Annotated in this window: 17 protein-coding genes; 14 read left to right on the top strand and 3 right to left on the bottom strand. The window is 65.0% G+C overall.

The window, feature by feature from the left end:
• Positions 1 to 39 precede the first annotated feature (39 nt).
• Positions 40 to 1,890 carry a glutaminase A gene (gene glsA / locus ACVW1B_RS14385; protein ID WP_456823029.1) on the top strand — a complete coding sequence of 617 codons (1,851 nt, stop codon included), beginning with the start codon at positions 40 to 42 and terminating at the stop codon, positions 1,888 to 1,890.
• Positions 1,891 to 1,899: 9 nt separating this feature from the next.
• On the opposite strand, the gene queF is transcribed toward glsA, so the two are convergent.
• Together queF and ACVW1B_RS14375 are read right to left on the bottom strand one after the other, a co-directional pair.
• The gene (gene queF, locus ACVW1B_RS14380) at positions 1,900 to 2,361 is read right to left on the bottom strand and encodes a preQ(1) synthase (RefSeq protein ID WP_092083871.1); all 462 of its coding nucleotides are present in this window, start codon (positions 2,359 to 2,361) and stop codon (positions 1,900 to 1,902) included.
• Between the two features lie 69 nt (positions 2,362 to 2,430).
• Positions 2,431 to 3,414: a Vgb family protein gene (locus ACVW1B_RS14375; RefSeq protein ID WP_253608511.1), complete on the bottom strand. Its 984-nt coding sequence runs from the start codon at positions 3,412 to 3,414 to the stop codon at positions 2,431 to 2,433.
• A gap of 173 nt (positions 3,415 to 3,587) precedes the next feature.
• Here ACVW1B_RS14375 and eno point away from each other — a divergent pair, with 173 nt between their 5' ends.
• The 13 genes from eno (at position 3,588) to ACVW1B_RS14310 (ending at position 15,846) form a co-directional block, all read left to right on the top strand.
• A complete protein-coding gene (eno, locus tag ACVW1B_RS14370; RefSeq protein WP_057016595.1) occupies positions 3,588 to 4,871 on the top strand; it encodes a phosphopyruvate hydratase in 1,284 nt (427 codons plus the stop codon).
• 47 nt (positions 4,872 to 4,918) lie between these two features.
• Positions 4,919 to 6,055: a zinc-binding dehydrogenase gene (locus tag ACVW1B_RS14365; protein WP_456780471.1), complete on the top strand. Its 1,137-nt coding sequence runs from the start codon at positions 4,919 to 4,921 to the stop codon at positions 6,053 to 6,055.
• Positions 6,056 to 6,225: 170 nt separating this feature from the next.
• The gene (locus ACVW1B_RS14360) at positions 6,226 to 6,777 is read left to right on the top strand and encodes an NADPH-dependent FMN reductase (protein WP_212057694.1); all 552 of its coding nucleotides are present in this window, start codon (positions 6,226 to 6,228) and stop codon (positions 6,775 to 6,777) included.
• A gap of 139 nt (positions 6,778 to 6,916) precedes the next feature.
• Positions 6,917 to 7,228, top strand: coding sequence for an FtsB family cell division protein (locus tag ACVW1B_RS14355; protein WP_028334062.1), 312 nt, complete (start codon positions 6,917 to 6,919; stop codon positions 7,226 to 7,228).
• A 166-nt stretch (positions 7,229 to 7,394) separates the two neighbouring features.
• Complete coding sequence (gene pdhA / locus ACVW1B_RS14350) at positions 7,395 to 8,414, top strand: pyruvate dehydrogenase (acetyl-transferring) E1 component subunit alpha (RefSeq protein WP_092083877.1); 1,020 nt, start codon at positions 7,395 to 7,397, stop codon at positions 8,412 to 8,414.
• 45 nt (positions 8,415 to 8,459) lie between these two features.
• Positions 8,460 to 9,854, top strand: coding sequence for a pyruvate dehydrogenase complex E1 component subunit beta (locus ACVW1B_RS14345; RefSeq protein ID WP_456821693.1), 1,395 nt, complete (start codon positions 8,460 to 8,462; stop codon positions 9,852 to 9,854).
• Between the two features lie 5 nt (positions 9,855 to 9,859).
• On the top strand, positions 9,860 to 10,165 hold the full coding sequence (locus ACVW1B_RS14340) for a DUF5076 domain-containing protein (RefSeq protein ID WP_456780472.1): 306 nt from the start codon (positions 9,860 to 9,862) through the stop codon (positions 10,163 to 10,165).
• Positions 10,166 to 10,167: 2 nt separating this feature from the next.
• Positions 10,168 to 11,538, top strand: a complete 1,371-nt coding sequence (locus tag ACVW1B_RS14335) for a pyruvate dehydrogenase complex dihydrolipoamide acetyltransferase (RefSeq protein WP_456780473.1) — start codon at positions 10,168 to 10,170, stop codon at positions 11,536 to 11,538.
• Between the two features lie 12 nt (positions 11,539 to 11,550).
• Entirely contained in the window at positions 11,551 to 11,727 is a 177-nt protein-coding gene (locus ACVW1B_RS14330) for a hypothetical protein (RefSeq protein ID WP_168858567.1), read from the top strand.
• Positions 11,728 to 11,970, top strand: coding sequence for a hypothetical protein (locus ACVW1B_RS14325; RefSeq protein WP_456780474.1), 243 nt, complete (start codon positions 11,728 to 11,730; stop codon positions 11,968 to 11,970).
• A 17-nt stretch (positions 11,971 to 11,987) separates the two neighbouring features.
• Positions 11,988 to 13,409: a dihydrolipoyl dehydrogenase gene (lpdA, locus tag ACVW1B_RS14320; protein ID WP_076825475.1), complete on the top strand. Its 1,422-nt coding sequence runs from the start codon at positions 11,988 to 11,990 to the stop codon at positions 13,407 to 13,409.
• 147 nt (positions 13,410 to 13,556) lie between these two features.
• A complete protein-coding gene (locus tag ACVW1B_RS14315) occupies positions 13,557 to 14,798 on the top strand; it encodes a threonine synthase (RefSeq protein ID WP_057016596.1) in 1,242 nt (413 codons plus the stop codon).
• Positions 14,799 to 14,877: 79 nt separating this feature from the next.
• Positions 14,878 to 15,846, top strand: a complete 969-nt coding sequence (locus ACVW1B_RS14310) for a tripartite tricarboxylate transporter substrate binding protein BugD (RefSeq protein WP_456780475.1) — start codon at positions 14,878 to 14,880, stop codon at positions 15,844 to 15,846.
• Positions 15,847 to 15,894: 48 nt separating this feature from the next.
• Here ACVW1B_RS14310 and ACVW1B_RS14305 read toward each other — a convergent pair whose 3' ends face one another.
• Positions 15,895 to 18,114, bottom strand: coding sequence for a lytic transglycosylase domain-containing protein (locus ACVW1B_RS14305; protein ID WP_456780476.1), 2,220 nt, complete (start codon positions 18,112 to 18,114; stop codon positions 15,895 to 15,897).
• Positions 18,115 to 18,291: the final 177 nt, after the last annotated feature.

Genomic DNA, 18,291 nt, shown 5'->3' with positions numbered 1-18,291 from the left:
ATTTGAGGTGAGAGCGTGGACGTCCAGACTGGCTGGCCTATTCGAGGGAATGCGGACGTCAGGACAACGGGATATGGCACCGAGCCTCCACTTCAACGTTTTCTGGCCTCCTGCCACCAAGAATTCAAATCGGACAATTCCGGCGCGCTCGCCGACTACATTCCGGAGCTGAAACGGGCCAACCCGGCGCATTTCGGCATCAGCCTCGTCACCATCGATGGCCATGTCTACGAAGTCGGCGACAGCGCCGCTCCTTTCACCATCCAGTCCGTTTCGAAGGCGTTCGTGTTTGCGCTGGCCCTCGATCTCGTCGGCGAAGCGCGCGTCGCGTCGGCGATCGGCGTCGAGCCGAGCGGTGAGGCATTCAACTCCATCCGGCTGACCAACGACAACAAGCCGTTCAATCCGATGGTCAACGCCGGCGCGATTGCCTGCTCCGGGCTGATCCACGAGGTCGATGGCCGCGCCGCATTCGAGCGCATCCGGGACAAGCTCGGCCAGTTTGCCGGCCGCGAACTCGACGTCGACGACGCGGTCCATGCGTCGGAGACGGCGACCGGCAACCGCAATCGCGCGATCGCCTGGCTGCTGCGCAACTACCTCGTGCTGCAGGACGGCGTCGATGCCGTGCTCGATGTCTATTTCCGGCAATGCGCAATTCTCGTCACCGCGCGCGACCTCGCGGTGATGGCCGCAACGCTCGCCAATCGCGGCGTCAATCCGGTCACCGGCGTCCAGGTGGTGACGCCGCATGTCGTCGCGCGCACGCTGTCGGTGATGACGAGCTCGGGCATGTACGACTATGCCGGCGAGTGGATCTATCGCGTCGGAATGCCCGCCAAGAGTGGGGTCGGCGGCGGCATCGTCGCAGCGCTCCCGTCGCAATTGGGGCTCGGCACCTTTTCGCCGCTGCTCGATGGGCACTTCAACAGCGTGCGAGGCCTGAAGGTTTGCGAGGCGCTGTCGGCGCGATTTGATCTGCATATGCTCAACCGCAGCGGCGACGTCCGCACCTGCATCATCGCCGACTACGACATCTTCGGCATCACCTCCCGCCGCAGCCGCCAGCCGCACGAACAGCAGATCCTCGATGACCGCCACAGTGACACCCGCGTCATCGAGCTGGTGGGGGCGCTCAACTTCGCGTCGATCGACTACGTCACTCGCCGGCTGTCCAGCGAGCCGCCCGGCGCGCCGCTGCTGATCCTAGATTTCCACCGCGTGCCCGACATCACGGCAGCCGGCGCCCAGCTGCTGGCTGAGAAAATCGCCACGCTCGGAAATTCCGGTGTCACCACGATCATCTCCGGTGTCGAGACGACGTCGCCGGTCTGGGCCACGATCCGCGCGCAGATCGAAGAGCCGAAGCGGTTGCGGCATTTTCCGCTGCTCGACGACGCCGTTGAATGGGCCGAGGATCAACTGATCTACCGCTATGGCGGCTTCACCGAGACCAAGGAGACCGCCCATCTCGGCGAGCAGGCGCTGTTGGCCGATCTCGCGCCCGAGGAGATCGCTGCGCTCGCCGAACTCTCGACGCCGCGCCGCTACGACGCCGGCCAACGCATCGTCGTGGCCGGCGAGCCGGCCAATTCGTTGTTCTTCCTGCAAAGCGGGATGGTGAGCGTGAAGCTGCCGAGCGGCGTGCGGCTTGCCTCCCTCGGGCCGGGGATGGAGTTCGGCGAGATGGCGATCATCGAGCGCCACCGCAGCGCCGACGTCTGGGCGGACACGCCGGTCAAATGCCTCGAGCTACCGATCGACAGCTTTGCCGACTATCGTCAGCTCCACCCGCAGATTTCGATGAAGATCATGCGCAATCTTTCCGCACTGCTGGCGCGCCGCCTCATCCTCGCCAATGCCAAGGTCGATCTGCTGAGCGCCTATTGAGACGCCGGATCAGCCCCGGCCTCGATAGGGCGCGACGCCCTGATCGGGAACCCAGACGCCTTTCGGCAGTCGGCCGGTCTGAAAGAACACGTCGATCGGGATACCGCCACGCGGATACCAATAGCCGCCGATGCGCAGCCATTTCGGCTTGATCTCGTCCGAGATGCGCTTGCCGATCATGACGGTGCAATCCTCGTGGAAGGCGCCGTGATTGCGGAAGCTCGCCGCATAGAGTTTCAGCGACTTAGATTCCAGGAGCCATCGGCCCGGCACATAGTCGAGCACCAGATGGGCGAAGTCCGGCTGGCCGGTGATCGGGCAGACCGAGGTGAATTCCGGGATAGCGAAGCGCACCAGATAATCCGTGCCGGCCTGCGGATTGGGGACGCGGTCGAGCACCGCCTTGTCCGGGCTATCCGGCCACGCGACGGCACGGCCGAGTTGCAGGGTTTTCTTCGCCATGGGCCTCATCCTTGTGGGAGCGGCCGAAATGAACGGAAGCGGGCGGTTCGTCAACCGTCCGCGTGCGGGGGCAGGGTGCTACGCGGGCGCGGCAGTCTGGATCAGGACCAAGCGGTCTTGGCCGGATTCACAGCCCCAGACCTCGCCGGGCCGGCCATCGAGTTGCCGGACATTCGCGCCGGCGCGGTCGCTCGGAAAGGCGTTGAAGGTCGCGCCCACCGGATCGAAGCGCATGATCGCGTTGGCCGAGAAATCGGTGAGCCAGACCTTGTCCTTGTCGTCGACATAGACGGCATAGGTCCGTGGATTGCTGCCGGGCAGCTTCCAGGCCCTCCACGTCCCGTCGGCGGGATCGTGCACCGACACGTTGCCGCTGTTCCATTCGCTGACCCAGATCCGCCCCCGCGAATCCGACCACACCCGTCGCGCGCCCTGTTTCGGCGTCGGCGGCTGGACCACGCTGGCGTTGCCGGTCGCAAGGTCAATCCGTGCGATATAGCTGCCGGCAAGCGAGGCGTACCAGATGTCGCCGTTTGGGGTCACGGTGATGCCGTAGGGGCCGACGCCGCGCGGTGCCTCGAACACCTTCATCTCACCGGATTTCGGATCGAGCCGGCCGTAGAAGCCGGACTGGCCGGTGAACCAGTAGACGCCGCGCTTGTCGAACACGCCGGTATTGAGATTGGCGTCAGCGGCTTTCTCAGGCAGGCGGAACAGCGTCACCTTGTGGTCGCCGGGGTCGACGCGGGCGATCGCATTCTGCCCGCCCTCGGTTACCCATGGCGCGCCGTCGGGGCCGATCGTGACGCCGTGCGGGGCCGCACCCTTGCCGAGGCTGACCAGCTTGAACGCACTGTCGCGCGGATTGAGCCGGCCCAGCGCACCGCTGCGCTGGCCCGTGAACCAGACGGTGCCATCGGGCGCCGGCGTGACATCGTGCAGGCCGGTCCCGGCGTCGACGTTGAAATATTTCACCCGGAACGGCGTCTGGGCATCCTGCGCCTGCGCTCTCTTGGTCAAAATCGCGGCAGTGGTGGAGGCGAGAAACTGGCGACGGTTCATTGCGTTATCCCGGCTTCGTGAAACAATGGGCCAGCACGCGAAGGTAATCCCGACAGCATAAACCCACCACATTGCACCGTCAGACGGGCCGGGCGGGCGGGCCGTTCACATTTGCTTGCGCGCCGTGTATGACGCGGCGCATCAGCCAACCCCATATCGAGAAAGAGCACGTCATGACTGACATCGTCGACATCATCGGCCGCGAAATCCTTGATAGCCGCGGCAACCCCACGGTCGAGGTCGATGTGGTGCTGGAGGATGGGTCAATCGGTCGCGCGGCCGTGCCGTCGGGCGCCTCCACCGGCGCGCATGAGGCGGTGGAACTGCGCGACGGCAACAAGGCGCGCTATCTCGGCAAGGGCGTCGAGAAGGCGGTCGCCGCCATCAACGGTGAGATCTTCGAGGCGCTCAGCGACCAGGCGGTCGAGGAGCAGGTCGCGATCGACCAGATCATGATCGAGCTCGACGGCACGCCGAACAAGAGCCGGCTCGGGGCCAACGCCATCCTCGGCGTCTCGCTGGCCTGCGCCAAGGCCGCCGCCGAATCCTTCGACATGCCGCTGTATCGTTATGTCGGCGGCACCTCGGCGCGGACGCTGCCGGTGCCGATGATGAACATCATCAATGGCGGCGTGCATGCCGACAACCCGATCGACTTCCAGGAGTTCATGATCCTGCCGGTCGGCGCCACGTCGTTCGCCGAGGCGCTACGTTGCGGTTCGGAAATCTTCCACACGCTGCGCGGCGAGCTGAAGAAGGCCGGCCACAACACCAATGTCGGCGACGAGGGCGGCTTCGCGCCGAACCTGCCGTCGGCCGACGCCGCCCTCGAGTTCGTGATGAATGCGATCGGCAAGGCCGGCTACAAGGCGGGCGACGACGTCGTGCTCGGCCTCGACTGCGCCTCCACCGAATTCTTCAAGGAAGGCTCCTACGTCTATGGCGGCGAGAACAAGACCCGCTCGCGCTCCGAGCAGGTGAAGTATCTCGCCGATCTCGTCGGCCGCTATCCGATCGTCACCATCGAGGACGGCATGTCGGAGGACGACATGGACGGCTGGAAGGAGCTGACGGATGCGATCGGCAAGAAGTGTCAGCTGGTCGGTGACGATCTGTTTGTCACCAACGTCACCCGGCTTGCCGACGGCATCAAGAACGGCCGCGCCAATTCGATCCTGGTCAAGGTCAACCAGATCGGCACGCTGACCGAGACGCTTGCGGCGATCGAGATGGCCTACAAGGCCGGCTACACCGCCGTGATGTCGCACCGCTCCGGCGAGACCGAGGATTCCACGATCGCCGATCTTGCGGTCGCCACCAATTGCGGGCAGATCAAGACCGGCTCGCTGGCGCGCTCCGACCGTACCGCCAAGTACAATCAGCTGCTGCGCATCGAGCAGCAGCTCGGCACCCAGGCGAAATACGCGGGCAGGGCGGCCTTGAAGGCGCTGGCGTAGCGCCCCAGCTTGAACGGGATCCAACAAAACGCAAAAGGGAGGTCGGGATGAGCGATGGCAAGAGCGGTCTGCAACTGCGTTCGCTGCTCAAGAAGAATGGCGAGCTCGAGATATCGCTGGTCAATGTCCCGACCCCCGAGCCCGGCCCCGACGAGGTCGTGGTCCGGGTCGAGGCGACCCCGATCAATCCGTCCGACCTCGGTCTTTTGATCGGCCCGGCCGACATGTCGGCCGCCAAGGTCTCCGGCAGCAAGGAATTGCCTGTGGTGGCTGCGCGCGTGCCGGAAGCGGCATTGCCGGGCCTCGCCGCACGGCTCGATGAGTCCATGCCGGTCGGCAATGAAGGTGCCGGCGTCGTGATCAGGACCGGTTCATCGGATGCGGCGAAAGCGCTGATGGGCCGCACGGTCGCGATGATCGGTGGCGCGATGTATGCGCAATACCGCACGCTGCGCGTCAACGAATGCCTGCCGCTGCCCGACGGCACCACGCCGGCGGAAGGCGCGTCCTGCTTCGTCAATCCGCTGACCGCGCTCGGCATGACCGAGACGATGCGGCGCGAGGGGCACAAGGCGCTGGTGCACACCGCGGCGGCGTCCAATCTCGGCCAGATGCTCAACAAGATCTGTCTCAAGGACGGCATCGGCCTCGTCAACATCGTGCGCAACAAGGAGCAGGCGGACATCCTGCACAAGATCGGCGCCAAACATGTCGTCGATTCCTCCGCGCCCGATTTCATGGACAAGCTCACCGGCGCGCTGGTGGAAACCGGCGCCACTATCGCTTTCGATGCGATCGGCGGCGGCAAGCTCGCGGGCCAGATCCTGGTCGCGATGGAGACCGCGATCAACAAGACCGCCAAGGCCTACAGCCGCTACGGCTCGAATGTGCACAAGCAGGTCTATGTCTATGGCAGCCTCGACACCCGCTCGATCGAATTGCCGCGCGGCTTCGGCATGGCCTGGGGCGTCGGCGGCTGGCTGCTGTTCCCGTTCCTGATGAAGATCGGTCCGGAGGCCGGCAACAAGCTGCGCCAGCGCGTGGTGGCCGAACTGAAGACGACTTTCGCCAGTCACTACACCAAGGTGGTCTCGTTGCAGGAGACCCTGCAGCTCGACAACATCGCCGTCTACAACAAGCGCTCGACCGGCGAGAAATTCCTGATCAACCCGAACAAGGGCTGAGGATCGAAACGCAGGGGCCGTCCCGATGGGGGCGGCCTTTTTGCTTTGCATAGACCAATTCCGCGAAACGCTGCGTTTCCGGAATTGGACGATCCATGCACTTGCATCTTTCTTGGTGCGCCGGTAGGTGAGGGGCACCAGTTTCACGCGCAATCCGAGGGGAATTTGCTATGGCCTATAACATCGTCACCATTGTCGGCAGCATCCGCAAACAGAGCTTCTCGCTCAAGATCGCCAATGCGCTGGCCAAGCTTGCACCGGCGTCGCTGAAGCTCGATGTGACGACGCTTCAGGAAATTTCCTTCTTCAACCAGGACCTCGAGGCTGCGCCGCCGGCGGACTGGCTTGCCTTCCGCGAGAAGCTGCAGAAGTCGAACGGCGTGCTGTTCGTGACCCCCGAATACAACCGCTCGATCCCGGGCGTGCTGAAGAACGCCATCGACGTCGCCTCGCGGCCCTACGGCAAGAGCTCGTTCATCGGCAAGCCGATCGGCATCATCGGCAATTCGCCCGGACCGCTCGGCGGCGTCAACGCAGTGAAGCACCTGCAAAACATCCTGCCGGGCATTTCCGGCCCGATCCTCGGTCAGCCGGAAGCCTATCTCAACGGCGTCGGCGATGCCTTCGACGACAACGGCGAACTGACCAAGGAGTCGCTCAAGGGCGTGCTGCAGCAGTATCTCGATGCTTTCGCGGCCTTTATCGAAAAGCAGAACCGCTGAGCAAGAGCCCCGTTCCGATTGAATCGGAACGGGCTCTGAACATGTTTTGACGCGTTTTCCTCACGCGAACCGGTACCCACTTCGCTCGAAAACGCTCTGGTTCAGCGTTCGTTAACCCCATGGCCGCATGCTCGCGGCCATGGTTTCCCGCACACGCCTCAAATCGATTCTGACCGGGCTCGCCCTCTATACGCTGGCGGCGCTGATGGTCGGCTATTTCGGCGTCAACGCCTACACCGGCAAATACGGCTTGAACGCGCGGCAGGAGCTCGATCAGGAGATCATCGCGCTGACCTCCGAGCTGGCGCGGCTGAAGAAGGAGCGGGCCGAGGGCGAGCAGCGGGTGTCGCTGCTGCGGTCGGACCGGGTCGATCCCGACATGTTGGACGAGCGCGCGCGCTTCCAGCTCGACTACGCCAATCCGCGTGACCTCGTTCGGATCAACAAGTAACTGACGACGCGTTCTCAAATTTCAAAATCATTCGCGCGCTATCACAAAAATGTCGCGCTGCGCTGCAGTGCGGCATAGCAAAATTCCATCGGGCGAACGCAATCCTTCCAAGGCGATTTGAGTTGGGTTAGAGAGGGTTCTCCGACTTCTCTCACCCGGAATTGCCATGGCCGCACCCAAGAAAAGCGTCGCAAAAGAATCAGGGCAGGAGAAGGCCGGCTCTCCCCCCGAATTCACCAAGGAGCAGGAGCTCAAGGCACTGCGGGACATGCTCCTGATCCGGCGCTTCGAGGAGAAGGCCGGTCAACTCTACGGCATGGGTGCGATCGGCGGTTTCTGCCATCTCTATATCGGCCAGGAAGCGGTCGTGGTCGGCATGCAGATGGCGCTGAAGCCGGGCGACGAGGTCATAACCGGCTACCGGGACCACGGCCACATGCTGGCCTGCGACATGGAAGCCAAGGGCGTGATGGCCGAATTGACCGGACGCCGCGGCGGCTATTCCCGCGGCAAGGGCGGCTCCATGCACATGTTCAGCAAGGAGAAGCACTTTTATGGCGGTCACGGAATCGTGGGCGCGCAGGTCTCGCTCGGCACCGGCCTTGCGTTCGCCAACCGCTATCGCGGCAACGATAACGTCAGCGTGACCTATTTCGGCGACGGCGCGGCCAACCAGGGCCAGGTCTATGAAAGCTTCAACATGGCGGAGCTGTGGAAGCTGCCGGTGATCTACGTGATCGAGAACAACCGCTATGCGATGGGCACCTCGGTGTCGCGCGCATCGGCCCAGCAGGACTTCTCCAAGCGCGGCGCCTCCTTCAACATTCCGGGCAGGCAGGTCGACGGCATGGACGTGCGCGCCGTCAAGGCCGCCGCCGATGAGGCCGTGGCCTGGTGCCGCGGCGGCAACGGTCCGATGATTCTGGAGATGCAGACCTACCGCTACCGCGGCCACTCGATGTCCGATCCGGCGAAGTACCGCACGCGCGAGGAGGTCGAGAAGGTGCGTCACGACCAGGACCCGATCGAGCAGGTGCGCAATCGCTTGCTGGCCTCGGGCGCCAGCGAGCAGGACCTCAAGGCGATCGACGCCCAGGTGCGCGAGATCGTCAACGAGGCCGCCGACTTCGCGCAGCACGATCCGGAGCCGGATCCAGCCGAGCTCTACACCGACATCTACCGCTGACCCCACCCGCGCAGACGAATTTCAAGACCGATTTCGGGAGCCGATATGCCCATTCAAGTGCTGATGCCTGCGCTGTCGCCCACCATGGAGAAGGGCAACCTCGCCAAATGGCTGAAAAAGGAAGGCGAGACCATCAAGTCCGGTGACGTCATCGCCGAGATCGAGACCGACAAGGCGACGATGGAGGTCGAGGCAACCGACGAGGGCACGCTCGGCAAGATCCTGATTCCGGAAGGCACCGCGGACGTTGCGGTGAACACGCCGATCGCCACCATTCTCGTCGACGGCGAAAGCGCCGCCGACCTCGCCAAGGCGCCGGCGGCACCGGCGCCGCAGCCGAAGGCCGCCGAGGCCGCGCCTGCCGAAGCCAAGGCGGAAGCGCCGCAGCCCGCGGCGAAGGCGCCGGCCGCGCCCGCGACCGAGCCACTGCCTGATCCGGAAATCCCCGCGGGGACCGAGATGGTCACGCAGACCATTCGCGAGGCGCTGCGCGATGCGATGGCCGAGGAGATGCGCCGCGACGGCGACGTCTTCATCATGGGCGAGGAGGTCGCGGAATATCAGGGCGCCTACAAGGTGACACAGGGCCTGTTGCAGGAATTCGGCGCCCGCCGCGTGATCGACACGCCGATCACCGAGCACGGCTTTGCCGGCGTCGGCGTCGGCGCGGCGATGGCGGGCTTGAGGCCGATCGTCGAGTTCATGACCTTCAACTTCGCCATGCAGGCGATCGACCAGATCATCAACTCCGCCGCCAAGACGCTCTATATGTCCGGCGGCCAGATGGGATGCTCGATCGTGTTCCGCGGCCCGAACGGCGCCGCCGCGCGTGTCGCCGCGCAGCACAGCCAGGACTATGCGGCGTGGTACTCGCAGATCCCGGGCCTCAAGGTGATCGCGCCGTATTCGGCCGCCGATTACAAGGGCCTGCTCAAGGCCGCGATCCGCGATCCCAATCCGGTGATCTTCCTCGAGAACGAGGTGCTGTACGGCCACACCGGTGAGGTGCCGAAGCTGGCTGATTTCGTGGTGCCGATCGGCAAGGCGCGGATTGCCCGCGCCGGCAAGGACGTCACCATCGTCTCCTGGGCGATGGGCATGTCCTATGCGCTGAAGGCTGCCGACGAACTCGCCAAGGAAGGTATCGAGGCCGAGGTCGTCGATCTCCGCACCATCCGTCCGATGGATACCGAGACCATCATCAACTCGGTGAAGAAGACCGGCCGCGCGGTGACGGTCGAGGAGGGCTGGCAGCAGAGCGGCGTCGGCTCCGAGGTCGCCGCGCGCATCATGGAGCACGCCTTCGACTATCTCGACGCGCCGGTGGCGCGCGTCTCCGGCAAGGACGTGCCGATGCCTTATGCCGCCAACCTTGAAAAGCTTGCTCTGCCCTCCGTCGCCGAGGTGGTCGCCGCCGCCAAGGCCGTATCCTACCGGTAACGCCGATGACCGGTCCCAAGGAGCAGCCGCTGCCCCCTGACGTGATGGGCCGCGACGATGCCATTGAAGTGCTGCGCGCCTTCGTCGTCGATGGCGGCCTGTCGATCGCGTTCCAGCGCGCTTTCGAGGAGCCGGACATGTGGGGGCTGATGCTGGTCGACATCGCCCGCCATGCCGCACGCGCCTATGCGCGCGAGAGCGAATACACCGAGGACGAGGCGCTCGCGCGCATCGTCGAGATGTTCGAAGCCGAAATCGCCCGGCCGACCGACATGGGCCAAACCAAACCGCGGTCGCAACAAGGTCACTGACAATGCCGATCAATATTCTCATGCCCGCGCTGTCGCCGACGATGGAAAAGGGCAACCTCGCCAAGTGGCTCAAGAAAGAGGGCGACAAGGTCAAGTCCGGCGACGTGATCGCGGAGATCGAGACCGACAAGGCGACGATGGAAGTCGAGGCGGTCGATGAAGGCACGATCGCCAAGATCCTGGTGCCGGAGGGCACGCAGGACGTGCCGGTCAACGACGTCATCGCCGTCATGGCCGGCGACGGGGAGGATGTGAAGGCGGCAGCCAGCGCCGGAGCGGGTGCCGCACCGGCCGCTAAACCCGCCGAGGCGCCGAAGCCCGCCGCCCAGGCCGCGCCTGCGGCGGCTCCCGCACCGGCGGCGGCGCCTGCGCCGAAGCCGGCCGCAGCGCCAGCGCCGGCAGCGGCGCCTCAGGCTGCTGCACCGGCCGCGCAGGCTAACGGCCACGCCCGGGTGTTCTCATCGCCCCTGGCGCGCCGGCTGGCAAAGGAAGCCGGCATCGATCTTACCCGCATCACCGGCACCGGCCCGCATGGCCGGGTCATCGCGCGCGACGTCGACGAGGCCAAGTCCGGCAAAGGCCTGAAGGCGCCGGCGGCAGCGCCCGCCGCGGGACCGAGCATCGCGCCGTCAATGTCGGACAAGCAGATCCTCGCGCTGTTCGAGCCGGGCTCCTACGAGGTGGTGCCGCATGACGGCATGCGCCGCACCATCGCGCAGCGTCTCACCGCCTCGGTGCAGAACGTCCCGCACTTCTACCTCACCATCGACTGCGACATCGGCAAGCTGCTCGCCGCGCGCGAGGAGATCAACGCCGCAGCGCCGAAGGACAAGGAGAAGAAGCCGCTCTACAAGATCTCGGTCAACGACTTCGTCATCAAGGCGATGGCGGTCGCGCTGCAGAAGATTCCGAACTGCAACGTCAGCTGGACCGAAGGCGGCATGCTCAAGCACAAGCATTCCGACGTCGGCGTCGCGGTGGCGATGCCGGGCGGCCTGATCACGCCGATCATCCGCAAGGCCGAGACCAAGACGCTCTCGACCATCTCCAACGAGATGAAGGATTTCGCCGCCCGCGCCCGCGCCCGCAAGCTGAAGCCGGAGGAATATCAGGGCGGCACCACCGCGGTCTCCAACCTCGGCATGTACGGCATCAACCACTTCACCGCCGTGATCAACCCGCCGCACGCCTCGATCCTCGCGGTCGGCACTTCGGAGGAGCGTCCGGTGGTGCGCGGCGGCAAGATCGAGATCGCGCACATGATGAGCGTGACCCTGTCGTGCGATCACCGCGCGATCGACGGCGCGCTAGGCGCCGAGCTGATCGGTGCCTTCAAGCAGCTGATCGAAAACCCCGTGATGATGATGGTGTGACGGGCATCCGCCATGTACGCGATCGTCGGTCCGTACGTCCTGCTCGCCGCTATCGCCGTCGCGTTGCTCGTCGCGGTCAACCGCGACCTGATATCGACGATCCAGTTCAGGATCATGATGATCGGCGCCGCGGTGCTGGCGCTGGCGTGGTCCGTGTTCCTCGGTGCGGTATGGCGGGAGTACGGATGAATGGCCGGCACGGCTTGCACGCGCTGGCTCTGGATCTCGCTGTTGCTGTCGGCCGCACTGGTGCTCAATCCGGTCGGATTGGATCTTCTGCACTCCGCGTTCTTCGCCGGCGAACAGCTGGCGCGGAACATCGCCCAGCCGATCGTGCTGACGGCCCTGGCCATCATGGCCGTGGTGATCGGGCTCGAATGGCTGGTCAGGTCATTGATCGCAAGAAGCCGCGCCCGCGGCGTCACACGTTGAGTTGAACGGGAGCCGCCATGGCCGACACATCCTTTGACGTCATCATCATCGGCTCCGGCCCCGGCGGCTACGTGACCGCGATCCGTGCCGCGCAGCTCGGTTTCAAGACCGCGATCGTCGAGAAATCCTATCTCGGCGGCATCTGCCTGAACTGGGGCTGCATTCCGACCAAGGCGCTGCTGCGCTCCGCCGAGATCTATCACTACATGCAGCACGCCAAGGATTACGGGTTGTCGGCCGACAATGTCTCGTTCGATCCGAAGGCGGTGGTGCAGCGCTCGCGCGGCGTCTCGAAGCGCCTCAATGACGGCGTCGGCTTCCTGATGAAGAAGAACAAGGTCACGGTGATCTGGGGCGAGGCCACGATCGACGCGCCCGGCAAGATCACGGTGAAGAAGTCGGCGGTCGAGGCGCCGAAGGGCGCCAGCGGCGAGGGCAGCTATCAGGCCAAGCACATCATCGTGGCGACCGGCGCGCGGCCGCGCGTGCTGCCCGGGCTCGAGCCCGACAAGAAGCTGATCTGGACCTATTTCGAGGCGATGGTGCCGGAGCGGATGCCGAAGTCGCTGCTGGTGGTCGGCTCCGGCGCGATCGGCATCGAGTTCGCCTCGTTCTTCCACACCATGGGCGCCGACGTCACCGTGGTCGAGGTGCTGCCGCAGATTCTCCCGGTCGAGGATGCGGAAATCGCAGGGCTCGCCCGCAAGCGGTTTGAGAAGATGGGGATCAAGATACTCACCTCGACCAAGGTGACAAAGCTCGAGAAGAAGGCCGACAGCGTGGTTGCGACCATCGACGACGGCAAGGAGAAGCCGCAAGCGGTGGAGTTCGAGCGCGTGATTTCGGCGGTCGGCGTGGTCGGCAATATCGAGAATCTCGGGCTGGAGAAGCTTGGCGTCAAAACCGATCGCGGCTGCATCGTGATCGACGGCCTCGGCAAGACCAACGTTCCCGGCATCTATGCGATCGGCGACGTCGCGGGACCGCCGATGCTCGCGCACAAGGCCGAGCATGAGGGCGTGATCTGCATCGAGGCGATCAAGGGCCTGCATCCGCATCCGATGGACAAGCTGATGATCCCGGGCTGCACCTACTGCAACCCGCAGGTCGCCTCCGTCGGCCTCACCGAGGCCAAGGCCAAGGAAGACGGCCGCGAGATCCGGGTCGGCCGCTTCCCGTTCGTCGGCAACGGCAAGGCGATCGCGCTCGGCGAGGACCAGGGCCTCGTCAAGGTGATCTTCGACAAGAAGACCGGCCAGCTGCTCGGCGCACACATGATCGGCGCCGAGGTCACCGAGCTGATCCAGGGCTACGTCGTGGCGATGAATCTGGAGACCACGGAAGAGGAACTGATGCACACCGTGTTCCCGCATCCGACCTTGTCGGAAATGATGAAGGAAGCGGTGCTCGACGCCTACGGGCGGGTGCTGAATATTTGAGTGGCCGAATTCAGCTCGTCATGCGCGGGCTTGACCCGCGTATCCATCAAGCGAAAGCTTTTTTGCAAGATGGATCGCCGGGTCAAGCCCGGCGATGACAAGCGGAAAGAGCCGTTGACGCAAGAAGCCTGAGAAAGAACAGAGCCAGTGAAAGACAACGACAACCTCACCATCGAACGCCCGACTTTCGTCACCCATCTCGAATGCGCGATGGAGGGCGATCATTATCCCGCCGACCAGGTGCACAACCTCTCCAAGGCCGGCAAGCCGCTGCTGGTGCGCTATGACCTTGCCGGGGTGAAGAAGGCGCTGACGAAGGACGCCCTGGCGCAGCGTCCCGCCGATTTGTGGCGCTACCGCGAACTGCTGCCGGTGCGCAAATGCAAGGATATCGTCAGCCTCGGCGAGGTCACGACGCCGCTGATCCGGCTGCCGCGGCTCGGCGCCAAGCTTGGCGGCGGCGAGATCATTGTGAAAGATGAAGGCCGGCTGCCGACCGGCTCGTTCAAGGCACGCGGCCTGGTGATGGCGGTGTCGATGGGCAAGGCGCTCGGCATCAAGCACATGGCGATGCCGACCAACGGCAATGCCGGCGCGGCGCTGGCGGCCTATGCGACCTCCTGCGGCATCAAGACCACGATCTTCTGCCCGGCCGATACGCCGGAGGTGAATGTCAGCGAGATCGAGCTGCAGGGCGCCACCGTTTATCGCGTCAACGGCTATATCGATGACTGCGGCAAGATCGTCGGCGAGGGCAAGGCGAAGGTCGGCTGGTTCGATACCTCGACCCTGAAGGAGCCGTACCGGATCGAGGGCAAGAAGACGATGGGGCTTGAACTTGCCGAGCAGCTCGGCTGGGACGTGCCCGACGTGATCTTCTACCCGACCGGCGGCGGCACCGGCCTGATCGGCATGTGGAAGGCGTTCGACGAGCTCGAGAAGATCGGCTTCATCGGAAGCAAGCGCCCGCGCATGGTCGCGGTGCAGGCCTCCGGCTGCGCGCCGATGGTGCGGGCCTATGAGGCCGGCACCGAGCACGCCGCGCGCTGGGAGGACGCCCACACCATCGCCTCGGGCATCCGCGTGCCCCAGGCGATCGGCGACTTCCTCATCCTGCGCGCGGTGCGCGAGAGCAAGGGCTTTGCGATCGCCGTCGATGACGACAAGATCAGCGCCGCCCTCAATGAGGTCGCGCGCGAGGAGGGGCTGTTGCTGTGCCCCGAGGGCGCCGCGACCTACGCCGCCTACAAGGAGAGCCTCGCCGACGGCCGTGTCAGCAAGACCGACCGCGTGATGCTGTTCAACTGCGCCAGCGGCCTGAAATACCCGCTGCCGCCGATCACCCGCACGCTCGACCGGCACAAGCCGATCGACTTCTCGCAGTTCTGACGCCTCATCCGAAGGGCCATCTTGTCGAGAGGTGGCCCTTCAAAAATAATTGGAAACAAGAAAATTGAGGGAGAGCGTGATGCGGAAGCTGGTTCTGGCCGTGTTGGCGATGTTGGCGTTAACGGGGAACGTTTCCGCGGAAACCTATCCGACGCACCCGATCACCATCGTGGTGCCGTTTGCCGCCGGCGGTCCTTCGGATGCGATGGCACGCATCCTCGGCGAGCGCATGAAGCAGTCGCTCGGTGAGGTGCTGCTGATCGAGAACGTGACCGGTGCCGGCGGCTCGATCGGCGTCGGCCGTGCGGTGCGCTCGGCGCCCGACGGCTACACCATCTCGTTCGGCCATCTCGGCACCCATGTCGCCAACGGCGCGATCTACAAGCTCGGCTACGACCTCGTCACCGATCTCGAGCCGGTGGTGCTGCTGCCGAGCAACCCGATGATCATCGTCAGCAAGAACGCCGTGCCGGCGAAATCGCTGAAGGAATTGCTGGAGTGGCTGAAGTCGCGGCCGGCGCCGCCGACCGCGGGCACCGCCGGCGCCGGCAGCGGCAGCCATATCGCCGGGCTCTATTTCGAGAACGTTTCCGGCATCAAGCTGCAATATGTGCCGTATCGCGGCACCGGGCCGGCGCTGAACGACCTCGTCGCCGGTCAGATCGACATCATCGTCGACCAGACCTCGAACTCGATCAACCAGGTCCGCGCCGGCAATATCCGCGCCTATGCGGTCACCGATTCCAAGCGGGTCGCGAATGCGCCCGACGTCGCGACGGTCGACGAGGCCGGCCTGCCGGGCTTCCACATGACGCTGTGGTCCGGCCTCTGGGTGCCGAAGGGTACCCCGAAGGAGATCGTGGCCAAGCTCAACGCCGCTGCGGTCGAGGCGATGGCCGATCCGGCCGTGCAGAAGCAGCTCGAGAATTTGGGCTTGCAGATGCCGCCGAAGGATCAGCTCACGCCGGATGCGCTCGGTGCCTGGCAGAAGGCGGAAATCGCCAAATGGTGGCCGATGATCAAGGCCGCCAACGTGAAGGTGGATTGAAACTTGTCATCCCGGCCGCGCGCAATTGCGCGCTAGGCCGGGACGACGTTATTGCGACGGCATTGCCTCAGCCGGCGCCGCGTTGCTCTCCTGCGTTACGACGCGCTCGCCGTTCTTGGCCACTGCCGTGTCGGCATCCTCGAACCGCGCCCGGTAGACCGCGAAATTCTCCATCACGCGCTGCACGTAGTTGCGCGTCTCGGAGATCGGGATCCGCTCCACCCAGTCGACTGGATCGACCTTGGGATCGCGCGGGTCGCCGTAGGCCTTGATCCAGTCGCGGACGCGGCCGCGGCCGGCGTTGTAGCCGGCAAAGGTCATGATGTGGCAGTTGCGATATTCCGACAGCAACGCGCTGAGCTCGGCTGCGCCCATCTGGGTGTTGTAGACGGGATCGGACACCATCCGGCTCCAGTCATAGCTGACGCCGAAGCGCTTGGCGGTGTCACGACCAGCTTCCGGCGTCACCTGCATCAGGCCGACGGCGTTGGCCGCTGACTTGTCGCGCTGGTCGAACGCGCTTTCGGTACGCGCGATCGAGTAGGTCATGCTGCGCCCGATATCTGGCGCGATCGGCATGTGCTTGGGAATGCCGATCACGGGGAAAGCGTAATGGTCGAAGGCAAAGCCGCGCGCGAGTGCGATCTTGCCGATCTGCAGCATGGCGCGGGCATCGTTGCGGCGGCCGGTCAGCTCGCCGAGCGCCTCGAGCATCCCGACATCGGTGCTTTCCTCGGCGAGGTCGGCGGCGAAATAGAGCACGATGTCAGGCTCGCCGATCGCATAGAGCATATCGGCGGCGCGGACGCGCTCATCCGCCGCCATGCTGCCGGCGCTGGCGGCCGGCGAGGGCGCGCGCAGCTCGACGCCACCATCACGGCCGAGCTTGGCCAGCGCGAGCTGACCGTAATAGGCCGTCGGGTAGCGCGCGGCGGCCTGGTAATCGGCCCGCATCGCCGCGGAATTGCCGAGTGCCTCTGCGGCGCGGCCACGCCAATAGGCGGCGCGCGCCAGCACGGTCGGGTTGGTCTGGCCCTCATCGATATGCGCGAAGTGCGCCGCGGCGGCCTTGGCGTCGTTGAGATAACGCAGCGCGATCCAGCCGCGCATGAAGTGCATGTCGGAGCGGTAATAAGGATTGTCCGGCGCCGCCGCGGGCCGGATCACGTCATAGGCCGCCTGGTACTCGCCCTGGTCGAGCAGCTTGCGGGAGAGGATGCGGCGCTCGCGCCACCACTGGTCGGTGTCCTGCTGCGCCATCGTCTCCGGCTCAGCCGCGATCGTCACGCGCGCCGCTTCGTCGACCTTGTTCTTCGCAAGCAGCCATTGAATTCGGCACAGCGTGTAGCCGAGATCGCGGCGGGCATCGGCCGGCACATCGTTGAGCGTGTCCTCTGCCTTGCTGGATTGTCCGCGGACCGCGCCGCAGGCTTTCACGATCGCCAGATCGTTGCTGCCGAGCCGCTGTGCCGCGCGCCTCGCGCCGGCGAGATCCTTGGCGCCGATCCGCTTGTCCATGCGCGCCCGATGGTCGTCGCGCGTCAGCAGGTCCTTGAACGCATCATAGGCGTCGCTCTCGGTGCGATCGGACAGCTCCTCCGAGCGCCAGGCTTCGCGCACCAGCCGGGTGGCGCCGTCGCGGTCGCCTTCAGCCAGCAGCGTGCGGGCGAGCGCGAACTTGCCCTTGCCGCTGATCGGCTGATCGAGGGTGAAGCCGTGCACCGTGGCCGGATCGCTGCGCTCCTGCCAGATCCGCGCTTCGGCGCGCTTGCGCAACAGCGTGACGCTTGGCCAGTCCGGATTGGCCGTCACGAATGCCGCATAGCGGCTGAACGGCGCGCTCGATTCCGAGTGGCGCAGCAGATACCACTCGACGAGTTTTCGCCCGACCGGGTCGGTGATCCTGGCCTGGATGTCGGTCGCATCGCTGGTCTTGCCTCTGCGCGCGGCGAGGATCGCATCCCTGATCGTGGCGAGATCGCCCGACAATTGCGGCCCTGCGGGCTTCTCCGGCTCGGGCGCCTTCTCAGCGGATTTGGAAGGATCGGATTTGGCCTTCGCGGATTTACGTTTGTCGGCGCCATGTCTGGCGTGCCGCCGCTTGCCGGAGGTGCTCTCGCGCGCGGCCTTGCCGCCATGCGCCTTCTTGTCCCCGTGGCCGCTCTTGGCCTGGTGCTGGTGATGCGGCTTGGCGGTCGCCTGGACCGGAAGCAGCGCGAGCGCGGCGGCGGTGGCGAAGCACGCCAGCGGACGTAGGCAACGGTTCATTCCCTGGTCCCCCCTGAGAAACCATGAGGCACAACAGAACGCGTCATACGGCGGCACAACCGCCGCAGATTATCACTACCCTCGATTCTCGAGTCTTAATGCAGCTGCAACTCAACAGGGAAAACGCGGCGAAATATGGAATATGGCGTGTGGAACCCGCTGGAACCGGGATTATTA

The organism is Bradyrhizobium sp. USDA 4502, from assembly GCF_054063355.1.
Note: the sequence above shows the minus strand (reverse complement) of the source record. Positions and strands in the feature narration are given on the sequence as shown.

Excerpts from the sequence above, each read along its gene's own strand:
- ACVW1B_RS14330 (WP_168858567.1), top strand. The coding sequence starts at position 11,551 with ATGTACGCGATCGTCGGTCCGTACGTCCTGCTCGCCGCTATCGCCGTC.
- eno (WP_057016595.1), top strand. The coding sequence starts at position 3,588 with ATGACTGACATCGTCGACATCATCGGCCGCGAAATCCTTGATAGCCGC.
- ACVW1B_RS14365 (WP_456780471.1), top strand. The coding sequence starts at position 4,919 with ATGAGCGATGGCAAGAGCGGTCTGCAACTGCGTTCGCTGCTCAAGAAG.
- ACVW1B_RS14345 (WP_456821693.1), top strand. The coding sequence starts at position 8,460 with ATGCCCATTCAAGTGCTGATGCCTGCGCTGTCGCCCACCATGGAGAAG.
- ACVW1B_RS14305 (WP_456780476.1), bottom strand. The coding sequence starts at position 18,114 with ATGAACCGTTGCCTACGTCCGCTGGCGTGCTTCGCCACCGCCGCCGCG.
- ACVW1B_RS14375 (WP_253608511.1), bottom strand. The coding sequence starts at position 3,414 with ATGAACCGTCGCCAGTTTCTCGCCTCCACCACTGCCGCGATTTTGACC.
- ACVW1B_RS14340 (WP_456780472.1), top strand. The coding sequence starts at position 9,860 with ATGACCGGTCCCAAGGAGCAGCCGCTGCCCCCTGACGTGATGGGCCGC.
- lpdA (WP_076825475.1), top strand. The coding sequence starts at position 11,988 with ATGGCCGACACATCCTTTGACGTCATCATCATCGGCTCCGGCCCCGGC.
- ACVW1B_RS14335 (WP_456780473.1), top strand. The coding sequence starts at position 10,168 with ATGCCGATCAATATTCTCATGCCCGCGCTGTCGCCGACGATGGAAAAG.
- pdhA (WP_092083877.1), top strand. The coding sequence starts at position 7,395 with ATGGCCGCACCCAAGAAAAGCGTCGCAAAAGAATCAGGGCAGGAGAAG.
- ACVW1B_RS14325 (WP_456780474.1), top strand. The coding sequence starts at position 11,728 with ATGGCCGGCACGGCTTGCACGCGCTGGCTCTGGATCTCGCTGTTGCTG.
- ACVW1B_RS14310 (WP_456780475.1), top strand. The coding sequence starts at position 14,878 with ATGCGGAAGCTGGTTCTGGCCGTGTTGGCGATGTTGGCGTTAACGGGG.
- queF (WP_092083871.1), bottom strand. The coding sequence starts at position 2,361 with ATGAGGCCCATGGCGAAGAAAACCCTGCAACTCGGCCGTGCCGTCGCG.
- ACVW1B_RS14360 (WP_212057694.1), top strand. The coding sequence starts at position 6,226 with ATGGCCTATAACATCGTCACCATTGTCGGCAGCATCCGCAAACAGAGC.
- ACVW1B_RS14355 (WP_028334062.1), top strand. The coding sequence starts at position 6,917 with ATGGTTTCCCGCACACGCCTCAAATCGATTCTGACCGGGCTCGCCCTC.